This is a genomic window from Brevundimonas sp. LF-1 (assembly GCF_037055305.1).
Taxonomy (GTDB): domain Bacteria; phylum Pseudomonadota; class Alphaproteobacteria; order Caulobacterales; family Caulobacteraceae; genus Brevundimonas; species Brevundimonas sanguinis.
In genome coordinates, this window is the sequence record NZ_CP146349.1 from 2,118,242 (window position 1) to 2,133,040 (window position 14,799).

The following is a 14,799-nucleotide window of genomic DNA, read 5'->3' on the forward strand; positions in this document are numbered from 1 at the left end:
TTATTTCAGGCTGGCGCAGAAGCGCTGGATGCGGGTGCAGCCTTCTTCCAGCACGTCTTCCGACGTGGCGTAGCTGATGCGGAAATAGGGGCTGAGGCCGAAGGCCGCGCCCTGGACCACGGCCACGCCCTCGGCGTTCAGCAGTTCGGCGGTGAAGGTCTCGTCATTGTCGATGACCACGCCCGAAGGCGTCGTCTTGCCGATCAACTGCTCGATCGACGGATAGACGTAGAAGGCGCCTTCCGGCTTCGGACAACGAATGCCGTCGGCTTGATTCAGCATGGAGACGACCAGATCGCGACGCTTCTCGAAGGCGGCGGCGCGCTCGGCCAGGAAGTCCTGCGGACCGTTCAGAGCCTCGACGGCGGCCCACTGGCTGATGGAGGAGGGGTTGGAGGTCGTCTGGCTGGCGACCTTGCGCATCAGGTCGATCAGCGGCTTGGGACCGCCCGCATAGCCGATGCGCCAGCCGGTCATGGCGTAGGCCTTGGACACCCCGTTGCAGGTCAGGGTGCGGTCGTACAGGTCCGGCGCGACCTGGGCGATGGTGACATAATCGAAGTCGCCATAGACGAGGTGCTCATACATGTCGTCGGTCAGGATCCAGACCTGCGGATGCTTGCGCAGCACCTCGGCCAGGGCTTCCAGCTCGGCGCGAGTATAGGCGGCGCCGGTCGGGTTCGACGGGGAGTTGAGGATCAGCCACTTGGTCCTGGGCGTGATGGCCGCGTCCAGCACTTCGGGGCGCAGCTTGAAGCCGTCGGCTTCCTCGCCGGTCACGGTGACGGGCTCGCCGCCGGCCAGCAGCACCATGTCCGGGTAGGACACCCAGTAGGGCGCGGGGACGATCACCTCGTCGCCCGGATTCAGGGTGGCGACGAAGGCGTTGTAGATCACCGGCTTGCCGCCCGAGGCGACGTGGATCTGGTTGGTCTCGTAGGTCAGGCTGTTTTCACGGGCGAATTGGCGACGATCGCGGCCTTCAGCTCGGGCATGCCGTCGGCGTCGGTGTATTTCGTCTCGCCGCGCTTGATGGCTTCGATGGCTGCGGCCTTGATGTTGTCCGGAGTGTCGAAGTCCGGTTCGCCAGCGCCCAGGCCGATCACGTCGCGACCCTGGCGTTTCAGCTCGCGCGCCTGGGCGGTCACGGCCAGGGTGGCCGAAGGCTTGACGCGGGCGAGGGAGGCGGACTGAAGGCTGGACATGGCTATCCTGTCTGGAGGATGGGAAGAAAGCCGGGGAGGCGAAGGCTTGATACGCAACCCCGCAGGGCCGCACAACGTTTGTGCGCGTCCCGGACGATCAAAAGGCGATTTGGGCGAAATCTATGCGGCGAGTCGTCGATTTTCTGCTGAATATGGAGGCCAGACGGTGGCGAACCCTGGCCGTGACCCTGCTGCTGCTGGGGGAATCGTCGCCTTGTTCGCCCTGGGCAAGACGCAGTTGGCGCTGGGGGCCGAGGATCGGCTGGAGGACTGGCTGGCGGGGTATCGCGTCGGGCCGTGGGGGCTGGTTGCGGCGGTTGTTGTTTTCACCCTGTCGGCCTTCATCGCCGTGCCGCAGTTCTTGCTGATCGCCGCCTGCGTGGTGGCGTTCGGGCCGTGGTTCGGATCCTCTATAGCTGGATCGCCACCATCGCCTCGGCGGCCGTGACCTATTGGCTCGGGCGCGGGCCGACCGCGCGCACGCTGGAGCGGTACGGCGGCGGGACGGTCGAGCGCATCCGCAGGTTCGTCGGACGCAACGCCTTTTCGGCCAGCTTCATCATCCGCAACGTGCCCTCGGCGCCCTTCATCGTCGTGAACATGGCCTTCGGCGCCGTGCGCGCCTCGTTCCCGGCGTATCTGGCGGGGTGCGCGCTGGGCGTCCTGCCCAAGACGGCCCTGGTCGCCTTCTTCGGCGGCTCCTTCATGGCGGCGGTCAGCGGCGACGGGGTGTGGACCTCGGTGATCCTTGCGGCGGTCGCCGCCGTCTGGCTTGTATTGATGCTGGCGGTGCGTGAGTGGGTGAAGCGCCGTGAGGCTGCGCGCGGCCTGTCAGTCGATTGATCGGAGAACGACCATGCTGAAGCTCTATTACTCTCCCGGCGCTTGCGCCGTCGCCTCGCACATCGGCCTGGAAGAGGCGGGCGCCGACTATGAGATCGAGAAGATCGACCTGCGCGCCGGTCAGCAGCGGACGCCCGAATATCTGGCGATCAATCCGGCGGGCGTGACCCCGGCGCTGAAGACCTCCGAGGGCGTGATCACCCAGAATGCGGCCATCCTGGCCTATGTGGCGCAGACGCATCCGCAGGCGGGGTTGGCCGATCTGGACGACCCGTTCGCCTTTGCACGTCTTCAGGCCGTCAACGGCTGGCTGGCCTCGTCGCTGCACCCGGCCATCGGCAAGGCGCTGTTCTCCAAGCCGCCGCTGGAAGGCGAGGCGAAGGAGGAGGCCGTGAAGGTCGCGCTGGAGAAGTACGACCTGGCTGAGAATCATCTGCTGACCGGCCCCTGGGTCCTGGGCGAAGATTATTCGATGGCGGATGGTTATCTGATGGTCTTCACGCGCTGGGCGCGTCAGGCGGGCCTGCTGGACAAGACCCGGTTCCCTAAGCTGAACGATCACCTGGACCGGGTGCAGGCGCGCCCGGCCGTACAGCGCGTGCTTGAGGCCGAAGGCATTCAGGCGGTCTGACCCGCGCGCCCTCAAGCGGGGCTGGAAAGCTTGACCGGCAAGGCTTTCAAGCCTTGCCGTGACAAGCCTGTGATCGACAAGCCATAGGCGCTTGCAATCCCCGCGGCATGAGGGCAAACGGGCCTGTAGTCGGCTCGGCGAAGACGGTCAGGACGGCTTTGCGGTCACGCGAAGCGGGGGTAGGGCGTCGCCATAGCGGACGAATGAAATTCACGCCCTTGCAGGCCCGAACTAAGCGGTAACCGACGCCCATGCTTTCACCCCTCTTCGGCATGATTTCTAATGACATCGCGATGGATCTGGGGACGGCCAACACCCTGATCTATATGCGCGGCAAGGGGATCGTCCTGAACGAGCCGTCGGTCGTCGCCCTGCGCAACGTCGGCGGCCGCAAGATCGTCCACGCTGTCGGCCTTGAGGCCAAGCAGATGCTGGGCCGGACGCCTGGCCACATGGAAGCCATCCGCCCGATGCGCGACGGCGTCATCGCCGACTTCGAAGTCGCCGAAGAGATGATCAAGCACTTCATCCGCAAGGTTCACAACCGCAAGGGTTTCGTGAATCCCAAGATGATCGTCTGCGTTCCCTCGGGCGCCACGGCGGTTGAGCGCCGCGCTATTCACGACAGCTGCCTGAACGCTTCGGCGCGTCGCGTCGGCCTGCTGCCCGAGCCGATGGCCGCCGCGATCGGCGCTGGCCTGCCGATCCACGAGCCGACCGGCTCGATGGTCGTCGACATCGGCGGCGGCACGACCGAGGTGGCCGTGCTGTCGCTGTCGGGCGTGGTCTATTCGCGCTCGGTCCGCGTCGGCGGCGACATGATGGACGACGCCATCATCGCCTATATGCGCCGCAACCATAACCTGCTGATCGGCGAAACGACCGCCGAGCGCATCAAGAAGGACATCGGCACCGCCCGCGTCCCGGCCGACGGCGAAGGCCTGTCGATCGAGGTCAAGGGCCGCGACCTGATGCAGGGCGTGCCGCGTGAAGTGAAGATGAGCGAGCGTCAGGCGGCAGAAGCCCTGGCCGAGCCGGTGGCCCAGATCGTCGAAGCCGTGAAGGTCGCGCTGGAAGCCACGCCGCCGGAACTGGCCGCCGACATCGCCGACAAGGGCATCATGCTGACGGGCGGCGGCGCTCTGCTGCGCGGACTGGACACCGAGATCCGCGACCACACGGGCCTGCCGGTTCAGGTGGCGGACGATCCGCTGTCGTGCGTCGCCATCGGCTGCGGCAAGGTGCTGGAGCACCCCTCGTGGATGAAGGGCGTGCTCGAGGCGTCGCTCTAAAGAACAGACTGTCCGGCCCAGGGGCGCCGCAGACCTGCAATGGGGCGCATCCCAACGGTCGTTTCACACACATAGGCGGGCCTCGGCCCGCCTATTCCTAAGCTCTAGCAGGAAGGGCTGGCCGTGGCGTTTCGCGACGGACCATTCGAGAATCTGAAGGTGCCGCTGGCCTGGACAGCGGCGGTCATGGTCGTCGGCGGCATCGTCGCGGCGATCATGCTTCTGCTCGCCGATCGCCCGCCAGCCGTTGCGGACGATCTTCAGCCTGCCCAGGCGGGGTTCGACGCCGCCGCCGGAACGACGGGCGGGGTGTTGGCGGCCCCCGTACGGTGGACGGGCGACGCCGTCGGCTTCGTCAAAGGCTATTTCTTCGCCGTCTCCGAGAACCGTCGCCTGCGCCGCGAACTGGCGGAGATGAGCGCATGGCGTGACGACGCTCTGGCTCTCAAGAGCCTGAACGCGCGCTACGAACAACTGCTGGGCCTGCAAACCGAACCGCCGATCGAGATGACGGCCGGGCGGGCGATCACTGATGCGCGCGGCCCCTTCGCCCGCTCGCGCCTGCTGAACGTCGGCGCCGCCAAGGGCGTGCGGATCGGCAATCCGGTTCTGAGCGAGCACGGTCTGGTCGGCCGCATCGTAGGCGCCGCCGGCGGTTACAGCCGCATGGTGCTTCTGACTGACGTCGCCTCGCGCATTCCTGTGATGGTCGAGCGAACCGACGCACGCGCCGTGCTGACCGGCGACGGCAGCCGCAGTCCGCGGCTGGACTATGTGCGAGGGCAAGGCGCGGTGCAGGACGGCGATCGCATCCTGACCTCGGGCGATGGCGGCGGGTTCCCGCGCGGCCTGCCGGTCGGCGTTGTGGCCAAGGGGGTCGACGGGTCGTGGCGGGTCAAGTTGTACAGCGATCGCACCGCCATCGACTATGTGCGGGTCCTCCTGTTCCAGGACTTCGGTCAGTTGGCTGATCAGAACGCGCTGAACGCGCCGCCGCTTTCCGGCCTGAAGACGGCGCCGCCGCCGACCGCCGCCCAGGCCGCCGCCATTCAGGATGTAGCCACGCGCCGCGCCGCCGCCGCCCAGGCCGTCGCTGAGCGTGTGCGCGCCGCCAACGCTGCGCCGCCGCCGGTTGCGGACGCCCCGCCGCTCCCGGCCGCGACCCACCCTGCCGCACCGGCGGCTGGAACGCCCGACGGAGGCCGCGAGTGAGACGGACGATCACCGTGCGGATGGTCGGTCCGATGCAGTGGATCGGCTACCCGGCGCTGATCGCCGCAGCCGCGACCATTCTGTTCGCCATTCCGCTGCGCTTGTTCGACCTGACCTTGCCTGAGCCGGTCTGGCCGATGGTGCTGGCCTTCGCCTGGCCGCTGATCCGGCCGTCCATGCTGGCGCCGGTCGTGCTGTTCGGCCTTGGCCTGTTCCTGGACTTCTTCTGGGGCGGCAAGGCGGGGATGTGGGCGCTTAGCCTGCTGTTGATCTACGGCGCCATCCTGCTGACGGCGAAATATCTGGCGGGGCAGGCGACCATCGTCCTGTTCGCCCTGTATGTCGCCTCGACGGGCCTGGCGTTTGCAGTCGCCTATTTCGTGACGCTGGGCAGCCTTGGGAATGCCCCCAACCTGCTGGCTATCATGGGGCAGATGATCCCGACGCTGCTGCTCTTTCCCCTGGCCAACTGGCTGATCGAGCGTTTCGACGACGCGGACGTGCGATTCCGATGAGCCGCGAACCGCATATCTTCTTTTCCGATGTGAACGAGCGGCAGGGCTCCTTCCTGCGGCGCACCATGCTGATGGGCGGGGCGACGGTGCTGGGCGGTCTGGCCCTGGTCGGGCGGCTGGCGCACCTGCAACTGTTCAAGTCCGAAGAGTTTGCCACCCTGGCGACGCGCAACCAGTTCAACTTCCGTCAGGTGCCGCCCCCGCGCGGCCTGATCAAGGATCGCAACGGCGTGGTCATCGCCGGCAACCGGCCCAGCTTCCGCGTGCTGGTCGTGCGCGACGAGACCAAGGACCTGGATCAGACGCTGGACCTACTGGGCCAACTGCTGCCGGACACGCTGGAGCGGCGCCGCACCATCATTCGCGAGGTCAACGCCGCGCCGCGCTTCTCGCCGGTTCCGGTCAAGAGCGACCTGACCTGGGAAGAGTTCTCCAAGGTCAATCTGCACGCGGCCGAGCTGCCCGGCGTCATGGCTGACATGAACGAGGCCCGCTACTATCCGCACGGCGGCGCCTACGCCCATGTGGTCGGCTATGTGGCCAAGGTGTCGGATCGCGACGTTCAGGCGCTGCGCGACAAGGGCGAACAGCCGCCCGCCATCCTGTTCAACCCGGGGTTCCGGATCGGCCGCCAAGGCCTTGAACGCTCGCTGGATCTGGACTTGCGCGGCGTCGAGGGCGGCAAGCGCGTCGAGGTCAATGCGCGCGGCCGCGTCGTGGCCGAGGACATCGCCGGATCGCGTCCGGCGGTCCAGGGCTCAGAGGTCGTGCTGACGCTGGACAACGACGTCCAGCAGCGGGCGCTCGAAGTCTTCGGCGAAGAAGCCGGAAGCATGGTGGTCATGGATGTGCGCAGCGGCGACATCCTGGCGATGGTGTCGTCGCCGTCGTTCGATCCCAACCTGTTCGTGTCGGGGGTGCCGTCAAAGATCTATCGCGCCCTGGCCGACTATGAGCGCCGCCCCCTGCTGGACAAGGCGCTGAGCGGGACCTTCGCGCCGGGCTCGACGTTCAAGCCGGTCGTGGGGCTGGCGGCGATGAAGCGCGGGCTGGACCCGTCGCGGCGCATCTTCTGCGGCGGGAGCTTCTATCTGGGGCGGCGGTTCGCCTGTCTGGGGCGCCACGGCGCGCTGGATTTGCGCGGCGCCATCAAGGCGTCGTGCAACGTCTACTTCATGACCCTGGCGACCGAGATGGGGCCGGACGCCATCGCCGAGACGGCGCGGGATCTGGGCTTTGGGCAGACTTTCGATATCGGCATCGGCGGCCAGAAGGCCGGGCTGGTGCCGGACCGTGAGTGGCGCCGCAAGAATCCGGTGCGCGGCGATACGAAATGGTATCCGGGCGAGAACCCCAGCTATGGCATCGGCCAGGGCGCGCTGACGGTGAACGCTCTTCAACTGGCTGTCTATACGGCGCGGGTGGCCAATGGACGCAAGGCGGTGACGCCGCGCTTGATCAAGTCGATCGGCGGGGTGGAGCAGGGCGGCAGCGCCTTCGCCGATCTGCCCTACACGCCCGAGATGCTGCAGGTGTTGCGCGACGGCATGGAGGCGGTGACCGCCGCCGGGGGCACGGGCTTCCGCAACAGCCAGCTGGGGTTGGGCACGGTCAAGATGGCGGGCAAGACCGGCACGGCCCAGGCGCGCAACTATGGTTCCGGGTCGCGCAAAGGGGCGGGGCGTCCGTGGGACCAGAAGGACCACAACCTGTTCGTCGCCTATGCGCCGACCGACAACCCGCGCTACGCCGTCTCGGTTATCGTCCAGCATGGCGGTCTGGGCGGGGGCACGGCCGGGCGCCGCGCGCGCGTGAAGCGATGAAGGTGGCCCTGCTCAAGGACCCCGAAATCCGCGCCCGCATCGAATCGGCCGGTTTCGAGGCTCAGGAGGACGCCGGCGTCCGCGAAGCGGAAGCCAGAGGCGAGCCCATCGACAACGGCGATGCCGACCCCGGCGCCGCCGTCGCCCCGCCGCCGTTGACGGAGCCCGGACAATGACCGCTTCCGCCCTGACCCGCCCCGGCGAACGCGACCGCCTGTCCACCAAGTTCGCAGAGCTGGACTGGCGCATCATCGGCCTGCTGTGCATCCTGGCCGGGATCGGCACGGCCATGCTTTATTCCATTGCGGGCGGCCACTGGCAGCCGTGGGCGGCCAAGCATCTGATCCGCTTCGGGGTCTTGCTGGCCGGCATGCTCGCGTTGGCCATGGTTCACCCGAAGTGGTGGTTCCACGCGGCCTATCCCGTCTACGGCGTCCTGCTGTTCATGGTGATGCTGGTTGAGTTCACCCCGCTGGGGTACGTGGCGGGCGGCGCCAAGAACTGGCTGCACCTGGGCTTCATCCGCATTCAGCCTGCCGAGTTCGTCAAGATCGGCCTCGTGCTGGCCCTGGCGCGCTGGTACCACGGACATTCGGCTCAGGACGCGCGCTGGTCGTGGAAGCTGTTGTTTCCGGCCGGGATTATCGGTGTTCCCTTCATTTTGGTGGCCAAGCAGCCGGACCTCGGCTCGGCCATGATCATCGGCCTGACCGGGGCGGTGATGATGTTCATGGCTGGGTTGAGCTGGCGCGTGATCGGCGCTGCGGTCGCCGCCGCCGTGGCCGTGATCCCGCCCTTCGTCATGTTCGGCATGCACGACTATCAGCGCAACCGGGTCCTGACCTTCCTGAACCCTGAAGCCGACCCCTCGGGCACGGGCTACAACATCATCCAGTCCAAGATCGCCCTGGGTTCGGGCGGATTGATGGGCAAGGGTTATGGCCTGGGCAGTCAGAGCCAGCTTGAATTCTTGCCGGAACGCCACACGGACTTCATCTTCTCGACGGTGTCGGAAGAGTTCGGCTTCATCGGCTCGTTCACCGTGCTGGCCTGCTATGTGGCGCTGATCCTGATTTCGTTGCGGATCGCGGCGCTGTCGCACAGCCATTTCGGTCGTCTGAGCGCGGCGGGCATGACGGCCTTCGTGGCCCTGTTCATGCTCATCAACGGGGCGATGGTGATGGGGCTGGCGCCGGTCGTCGGCGTGCCTATGCCGATGCTGTCCTATGGGGGATCGTCGATGATGACGGTGATGGTCGGCTTCGGCCTGATCCTGTCGACGCGCGTGCACCGCTATGTCGAACTGCCGAAGGGGCAGGGGCTGTTCTGATCGCCCGGCCGCGTTAGGCTGAGCAGATGACTGAACAGACGCCTGACAAACCAGCCGCCGCCGAGACCCCCAAGGCCGATCCCGCCATGTTCTCGGACTGCGGCGACACCCCTGTCCGCAGCCCGTGCTGACGGATCCGCAGAACGAGGCGGCCGCCCTGGCTGAGGGCGTGCGGATGCGGGACAATCCGGCGGAATGGGCCTTTGTCCGCCTGTCCAAGCTGATCGAGGAATTCGAGGCCAATCTCGACAAGGACGAGGAGATCGGCGCGCGCGTGGTCGGCCTGCCGGGCGACGGGACGATGCAGATCGTGGACGTCGGCTTCTGGGGCCGGACCTGATCATGTTTTTCGGCCGCAACGCCGACGGCAAGCCGGTGCGTCTGATCCAGCATTATAGCCAGATCAATGTTGTGCTGAGCGCGGTGAAAAAGCCGGAGGAGCGCGAGGCGCGCCGCATCGGCTTCCAGCTCAATGAGATGGTGCAGAAGACCAGCCCGAAACCGGCAGGCTGATCGTGTCGCGCGACGCAGCCGCCCTTCGGGCTTAAAGGGCCGCCGCCCAGTCGGTGGCGCGGATCAGGCTGTCGATGATGCCGGGTTCGGACGAGGCGTGGCCGGCGTCGCCGATGATGTCCAGCTTGGCCTCGGGCCATGCGCGGTGGAGGGACCAGGCGCCCGAGATCGGCGTCACCACGTCAAAGCGCCCCTGCGCGATCCAGCAGGGGATGTGGCGGATGGTCCCGATGTTTTCGAGGATCCAGTTCTGGCTGTCCATGAACCCGCCATTGGTGAAATACCAGTTCTCGATCCGGGCGAAGGCGACGGCGAACTCGGGATCGGCGAACTTGTCGGGCTTGCCCGAGGGGCCCTGGATGCTGACGGTCTCGCCCTCCCAGGTGGCCCACGCGACGGCGCAGCGGTTCCGTTCCTCAATGTCGTCGCCGGTCAGACGCTTGTAATAGGCGGCCATCAGGTCGCCGCGCTCAGCCTCGGGGATCGGGGCCAGGAAGCGCTCCCAGGCGTCGGGGAAGATCATCGAGGCGCCGTCCTGATAGAACCAGTGCAGTTCCTTCTTGGTCAGCAGGAAAATGCCGCGCAGCACCAGCGCCAGACAGCGATCCGGGTGTTTGATGGCGTAGGTCATCGACAGGGTCGAGCCCCACGACCCGCCGAACACGACCCATTTGTCGATGCCCAGCTTCTCGCGCAGCCGCTCGATGTCGGCGACCAGGTCCCAGGTGGTGTTGTTTTCCAGCGAGGCGTTGGGCCGCGACAGGCCGCAGCCGCGCTGGTCGAACATGACGATGCGGTATTTGGCCGGGTCGAAATAGCGACGCATTCCCGGATTGACCGCCCCGCCGGGGCCGCCGTGCAGGACAATGACCGGCACGCCGTGCGGATTGCCGCTTTCCTCGTAGTAGATCTCGTGGACGCTGTCGGTCGGCATCCAGCCCGAGGCGTAGGCTTCGATCTCGGGGTAGAGGTCACGGCGGGACGTGTCGTTCACGGAAAACATGCTGGGACCCTGTTCTGCTTGTGACTAGGCGTTGTTGGGTGCGGACTTGAGGGCGACGGCGACCACCAGGCACCAGCCCGCGATCATCATGACGCCGCCGATCGGGGCAACGGCCCCCATGACGGGCAGGCTGAGCAGTCCGATCATGGCCAGGGCGAGACAGAAGATCAGCCCCCGGCGCTCGCCAGCCATCCGGCGAGGCGCGCCAGTCGTCCGCCGCCGCTCCACAACGCCAGCGCCACCGCCAGGACCGCATGGACCATCTGATACTGGCCCCCGTGGTCAGCAGGATTTTGACGGCGGGCGCCGCGCCATGGGCTGCGAAGGCGCCCAGCGCCACAGCCATGGCGCCGTTGAACCCGGCGAAGACGAGGAGGTTGCGGTCGGGACTCATCACTTATGTCTAGACCACAAAATGGGGGAAGTCTGCTATGGCGCGCCATGACGTCCGCCCCGCGCCTGGCCTTGCAATACATCCTCCTGTTCGGCGCCAGCGGCGTGACGCTGCCGTTCGCCGGACTGTGGTTTCGCAGCCAGGGACTGAGCGGAGCGCAGATCGGCGTCCTGTTGGCCATTCCCATGCTGGCTCGCGCGCTGACGGGGCCGTTGATCGCCGTCTGGGCCGACGGTTTTAGGCGCCGGCGCACCCCGATCGCCCTGCTGGGGCTGGCGATGGCGGTGGGTTACGGCGGGGCGGGGCTGGTGCAGGGGATCATCCCGTGGGCCGTCTTCTGGCTGATCGGGGCGACCGCTGCGGCCGCGTTGATCCCGCTCAGCGACGTGCTCACCCTTAAGGTCGCGGGACGAGAGGGCTTTGCATTCTCCCTGCCGCGCGGGTGCGGCTCGGCGGCCTTCGTCGTGGCCAATGTCGCTATGGGCTGGCTGCTGACGCGGATGTCGGCGGATGTGGTGATCGTCTGGGCTGTGGCGGCGTCGTTGCTGATCGCCTTGGCGGCGTGGCGCATCCTGCCGGATGAACGGGTGGGCCAAGACGGGCCGCTGTCGGGGTTCGAGCGGTTTCGCGGATTGGGGCGTCTGGCGGCGGACCCGGTGTTCATGACCGCCATCTTCGCCGTGGGGGCGGTGCAGGCGGCGCACGCCTTCTATTACGGCTTCTCCGCCATCCTGTGGCGGGCGCAGGGCGTGGCCGAGAGCATGACAGGCCTGCTGTGGGCCTTTTCCGTCCTGGTCGAGATCGGCTTCATGTGGGTGGTCGAGCCGTGGCGCCGCAGGCGGGGAATCGGGCCCTGGTTCATTCTGGCGCTGGGCGCGGGGGCGGCGGTGCTGCGCTGGTCTGTCATGGCCTTTGCGCCGCCGCTGTGGCTGCTGTGGCCGTTGCAGACGTTGCACGCCCTGACGTTTGCGGCCACCTATCTGGCGGGCGTGCAGATCGTCGAGCGCCTGTGTCCGCCCGATAGCCATACGGCGGCGCAGACTCTGGTCGGCCCTGTCGGCGGGGGTGCTGATCGGTCTGGCGACCCTGGCCAGCGGGCCGCTGTACGACGCCTTTGGTTCGCGCGCCTATCTCAGCATGGCCGGACTGGCGCTGGTCGGCGGAGTGACGGGACTGCTGTTGGCGCGACGGTTGGGCGGCTCAGGCCGCGCTTGAGCGGGGCAGGGGCGTGAGGTGACGCGCCATCGCCGAGGCGACGGCCTTGATGGCGGTGCGCATGGCCTCTTCTATCGCGCCGTCGGGCGCGCGCAGCAGGCCGATGGAGGGCGAGTTCAGGCTGTCCGGCAGGTCGGCGAGGGAGCGGTAAAGAATGTAGCTGCCCGCGTCCTCTTCAGCGTCGGAGGCGGCGATGGCCGGCAGCCCTGTAGCCGTCAGATCGCGCAGCATCTCGGCCACGGGGGCGGTGACGCGCGCCACGCCTGGGCCGGTCTCATCCAGTCGGCCAGAGCCCTCCAGACGCCGGTTCTCGGCCCGCATCTGCAGGCGGAAAGGCCCGGGATGGCTGGTGCGGCCGATCAGCAGCAGGCCGGCGCAGTCCTGGTCTTTCAGCGCGACGATCAGACGGTCGGCCAGGGCTTGGGCGTCCCTGTCGCCCGGGATCGGCTGGGTGCGGGCGCCCGGCGGGCTCCAAGGCTCGCCGGACAGGTCCTCGACCAGATCCCAGGTGGGGTAATCCGGATTCCACACGCAGATGGCGAGGGCGGGGCGTCGATCAGGACGGGCGCGGGAATCCGTGTCCACCAAGGGGCGTGGCTCCTGTACGTCGGGATGGCGCTAGGTCCGGCGAGCGTGCCGGTAAAATCGTTGTGAGGTCAAGCCTGAGCTGATCTCTCAGCTCAAGTCGCCCACGGCGGCGTCTAGCAGCATGAAGGCGCGGCCTTCGTCCGTGGCCAGTCGGGCCTGAATGTCATGGGCGTCGCCGCGCTCGGCCTGGAGCTTTAGGCCATGGGCGAACGCGCGGACATAGGCTTCGGCGTCGGCGCGCAAGCCGTCGTCGCTCAGCACACGGCGCGAGACGCTGCGGACGGCGGCTGGCGCCACCCGGCGGACGATCTGGCGCGCGCGCGCGGGATCGCGGGCGGCGAACGCCTGGGCCGTCTCCTCGATGCGGGGGCGCGGCAACAGGGCGTTGGGGTCCACGCCCATGCGCCGGATGGCGTCGGTGATGCGCGAAGCCAGGGCGTCGATCTCGTCGGGCGAGCCGATTGGCGCCGGGCTGGTCGCCGCCAGCGCCGGGCCGCTCGCGGTCAGGTCGCTCCAGTCCAGATCGGCGGCGGGCGCGTCCCGGAGGGCGGCGCTGCGGGCGTCGCATCCCGCGGCGGCTGCATCGTTCGGACGGGCGGCGCGGCCGGGATCGCTTCGATGTCTCTTTCGGGCGCGGCTTGGGGGCGCAGGCGACCGCGCAGGCCGTCCTGCGGTTGCTCAGGGGACCGCTCGGACATGGCCGCTTGGCTCGAGGGGCGGCGTCGGCCGCCTTCGCCGGATACGGCGCCCATCAGGCGCACGGCCTCGGTCAGCATGTCGTAGTTGCGACGCACGCGCTCCTGGAAGCCGCTTTCCAACGCCTCTGTGTCTTCGGCCGCCTTGCGAGAGGCGGCGCTCAGGGCGGTGAGGCCGTTCTCGACGGCCGCCCGAACCGATTCCACGCGGCTTTGCGCCTCCAGCGGCAGGCGGCTGGCGCGCTCGTCCATGTCGGCCACGGCCTGTTCGACCTGGCTCAGGGCCTCTGTGACGCGGGCCAGGGTGGCGTGAAGGCTGTCGATCAGGCGCTCGCCCGTCTGGTCCACCATTTCAGCGGTCTGGCCGATGATGCGGCGTGCGCCCTCGATGCGCGCCTCGGCGGCGGCGTCGGCCTGCTGGGCGGCGTCAAACAGGGATTCGCCCAGGCGGTCGGCGCGGATCTGCGCCTGCTCGATGGCTTTCTCGGCCGCCTGACGCTGGGCGTCGGCCGTGGCCTGAAGCGCCTCAAGCGCGCGGCGCGTCTCTTCGACCAGCAGGTCGCGGGAGTCGGCGGACAGCGCCTCGAACCGGTCTAGGGCGAGTTTGGTGGCGTGGTCGAAGCTGTCGGCCTCGCGCTGGGACATCTGCACCAGGGCCTGGAACTGATCGACCACGGCCTCGACCTGGGCCTTGATGGCGTTGGCGGCCTCTTCGCCCTTCAGGTTCAGGTCGTCGGCGGCGGTGCGGGTCTGGGACAGGTGATCCAGAAGCTGGGCGCGCTGGCTCTCCACCTGGGCCGAGAAGTCTTCCTGATCGGTGCGCAGAGCGTAGGCCGCGGTGACCAGGGCGGCTCGCTGCTGTCCCAGGCCTTCCTCGACCGACTGAATCTGCTCGGCGACGCCCGTACCGGCGGTCTCAAGCCGGATAGTCTGGCGGGCCAGGTCGTCAGCGGCGGCGCGGGCGGCGTCCTGCGCCTCGCTGGCGGCGGCGGCCAGGTCGGCGGCGCGGGCGGCCAGGGCGGCTTCGGCCTCACGCAGCTGCGTCTGAGCCAGGTCTGAGGCGTCGGCCACCATGCGCGACTGGCGTTCGACCGTTTCGACCACCTTTGAGGCCTGCGTTTCCAGACGGCCGCTGAGGCCGTGCATCTGCTCCCGCTCGGCCGACATTTTTTCGGTCAGTTGGCGGGCCGTGCCGCCGGCGCGTTCGGCCGCCTCGTTCAGCAGGGCGGTTTCCTTGGCCAAGGCCTCGCGCAGCAGGGCCAGGTCGTTGCGCGCGCGTTCGGCAGCCTGGGCGGCCAGCTCGATATCGCCGCGCAGACCGGTCAGCACCTGGCCGGCTTCGTTGGCGGCCAGGGCCGTCGGCGCGACCAGGGCGTTCGCCATCTCGCGGGCGCGCTGGGTCTCCTGGGCCAGACCGACGCCCTGACGCACGGCGTGGGCCAGCAGGATAGACAGGCCGACCGGCGCTAACAGGATCAGTGCGTAGACCGCCAGGCGCAGCGGATCCAGCTCCATCATGCCGGAGCCGAGTTCATAGGCG

17 protein-coding genes and 1 pseudogene are annotated in these 14,799 nt (G+C 68.0%); 12 read left to right on the forward strand and 6 right to left on the reverse strand.

Annotation, left to right across the window (positions count from 1 at the left end; all coding sequences use genetic code 11):
* Positions 1 to 1,205: pseudogene (locus V8F63_RS11730) on the reverse strand (pyridoxal phosphate-dependent aminotransferase).
* A gap of 166 nt (positions 1,206 to 1,371) precedes the next feature.
* Between V8F63_RS11730 and V8F63_RS11735 the strand changes: the two are divergent.
* From V8F63_RS11735 to V8F63_RS11785, 11 genes are all read left to right on the forward strand, one after another.
* Positions 1,372 to 1,653: a hypothetical protein gene (locus V8F63_RS11735; protein WP_392353297.1), complete on the forward strand. Its 282-nt coding sequence runs from the start codon at positions 1,372 to 1,374 to the stop codon at positions 1,651 to 1,653.
* Positions 1,602 to 2,048: a VTT domain-containing protein gene (locus tag V8F63_RS11740; protein WP_392353299.1), complete on the forward strand. Its 447-nt coding sequence runs from the start codon at positions 1,602 to 1,604 to the stop codon at positions 2,046 to 2,048. Before V8F63_RS11735 ends, V8F63_RS11740 begins: the two co-directional genes overlap by 52 nt.
* Before the next feature lie 13 nt (positions 2,049 to 2,061).
* Positions 2,062 to 2,679, forward strand: coding sequence for a glutathione S-transferase family protein (locus V8F63_RS11745; protein ID WP_278070892.1), 618 nt, complete (start codon positions 2,062 to 2,064; stop codon positions 2,677 to 2,679).
* 251 nt (positions 2,680 to 2,930) lie between these two features.
* Complete coding sequence (locus V8F63_RS11750) at positions 2,931 to 3,971, forward strand: rod shape-determining protein (RefSeq protein ID WP_003168146.1); 1,041 nt, start codon at positions 2,931 to 2,933, stop codon at positions 3,969 to 3,971.
* A 123-nt stretch (positions 3,972 to 4,094) separates the two neighbouring features.
* Positions 4,095 to 5,183: a rod shape-determining protein MreC gene (mreC, locus tag V8F63_RS11755; RefSeq protein WP_392353302.1), complete on the forward strand. Its 1,089-nt coding sequence runs from the start codon at positions 4,095 to 4,097 to the stop codon at positions 5,181 to 5,183.
* On the forward strand, positions 5,180 to 5,698 hold the full coding sequence (locus V8F63_RS11760) for a hypothetical protein (RefSeq protein WP_392353304.1): 519 nt from the start codon (positions 5,180 to 5,182) through the stop codon (positions 5,696 to 5,698). The genes mreC and V8F63_RS11760 overlap by 4 nt, the downstream gene beginning before the upstream one ends.
* Entirely contained in the window at positions 5,695 to 7,521 is a 1,827-nt protein-coding gene (mrdA, locus tag V8F63_RS11765) for a penicillin-binding protein 2 (RefSeq protein WP_392353306.1), read from the forward strand. Before V8F63_RS11760 ends, mrdA begins: the two co-directional genes overlap by 4 nt.
* 2 nt (positions 7,522 to 7,523) lie before the next feature.
* The gene (locus V8F63_RS11770; RefSeq protein WP_392353308.1) at positions 7,524 to 7,697 is read left to right on the forward strand and encodes a hypothetical protein; all 174 of its coding nucleotides are present in this window, start codon (positions 7,524 to 7,526) and stop codon (positions 7,695 to 7,697) included.
* The gene (gene rodA / locus V8F63_RS11775) at positions 7,694 to 8,851 is read left to right on the forward strand and encodes a rod shape-determining protein RodA (protein ID WP_278070894.1); all 1,158 of its coding nucleotides are present in this window, start codon (positions 7,694 to 7,696) and stop codon (positions 8,849 to 8,851) included. The genes V8F63_RS11770 and rodA overlap by 4 nt, the downstream gene beginning before the upstream one ends.
* 124 nt (positions 8,852 to 8,975) lie before the next feature.
* Entirely contained in the window at positions 8,976 to 9,191 is a 216-nt protein-coding gene (locus V8F63_RS11780) for a hypothetical protein (protein ID WP_392353310.1), read from the forward strand.
* Positions 9,192 to 9,193: 2 nt separating this feature from the next.
* Positions 9,194 to 9,364 (forward strand): hypothetical protein, encoded by a 171-nt coding sequence (locus V8F63_RS11785; RefSeq protein ID WP_392353312.1) that lies wholly within the window; start codon positions 9,194 to 9,196, stop codon positions 9,362 to 9,364.
* Between the two features lie 31 nt (positions 9,365 to 9,395).
* Here the strand turns inward: V8F63_RS11785 and pip are convergent, their stop codons facing one another.
* Together pip and V8F63_RS11795 are read right to left on the reverse strand one after the other, a co-directional pair.
* A complete protein-coding gene (pip, locus tag V8F63_RS11790) occupies positions 9,396 to 10,367 on the reverse strand; it encodes a prolyl aminopeptidase (protein ID WP_392353313.1) in 972 nt (323 codons plus the stop codon).
* A gap of 24 nt (positions 10,368 to 10,391) precedes the next feature.
* Positions 10,392 to 10,559 carry a hypothetical protein gene (locus V8F63_RS11795; RefSeq protein WP_392353314.1) on the reverse strand — a complete coding sequence of 56 codons (168 nt, stop codon included), beginning with the start codon at positions 10,557 to 10,559 and terminating at the stop codon, positions 10,392 to 10,394.
* Between the two features lie 249 nt (positions 10,560 to 10,808).
* On the opposite strand from V8F63_RS11795, the gene V8F63_RS11800 reads away from it, so the two are divergent.
* Positions 10,809 to 11,993 (forward strand): MFS transporter, encoded by a 1,185-nt coding sequence (locus V8F63_RS11800; RefSeq protein ID WP_392353315.1) that lies wholly within the window; start codon positions 10,809 to 10,811, stop codon positions 11,991 to 11,993.
* Here V8F63_RS11800 and V8F63_RS11805 read toward each other — a convergent pair.
* The 3 genes from V8F63_RS11805 to V8F63_RS11815 all read right to left on the reverse strand — a co-directional run bounded on the left by V8F63_RS11805 (position 11,962) and on the right by V8F63_RS11815 (position 14,777).
* On the reverse strand, positions 11,962 to 12,561 hold the full coding sequence (locus V8F63_RS11805; RefSeq protein WP_392355085.1) for a hypothetical protein: 600 nt from the start codon (positions 12,559 to 12,561) through the stop codon (positions 11,962 to 11,964). The genes V8F63_RS11800 and V8F63_RS11805 overlap by 32 nt on opposite strands.
* Before the next feature lie 90 nt (positions 12,562 to 12,651).
* Positions 12,652 to 12,966: a hypothetical protein gene (locus V8F63_RS11810; protein ID WP_392353317.1), complete on the reverse strand. Its 315-nt coding sequence runs from the start codon at positions 12,964 to 12,966 to the stop codon at positions 12,652 to 12,654.
* Positions 12,967 to 13,067: 101 nt separating this feature from the next.
* Positions 13,068 to 14,777 (reverse strand): hypothetical protein, encoded by a 1,710-nt coding sequence (locus V8F63_RS11815; protein WP_392353318.1) that lies wholly within the window; start codon positions 14,775 to 14,777, stop codon positions 13,068 to 13,070.
* Between the last annotated feature and the right edge of the window lie 22 nt (positions 14,778 to 14,799).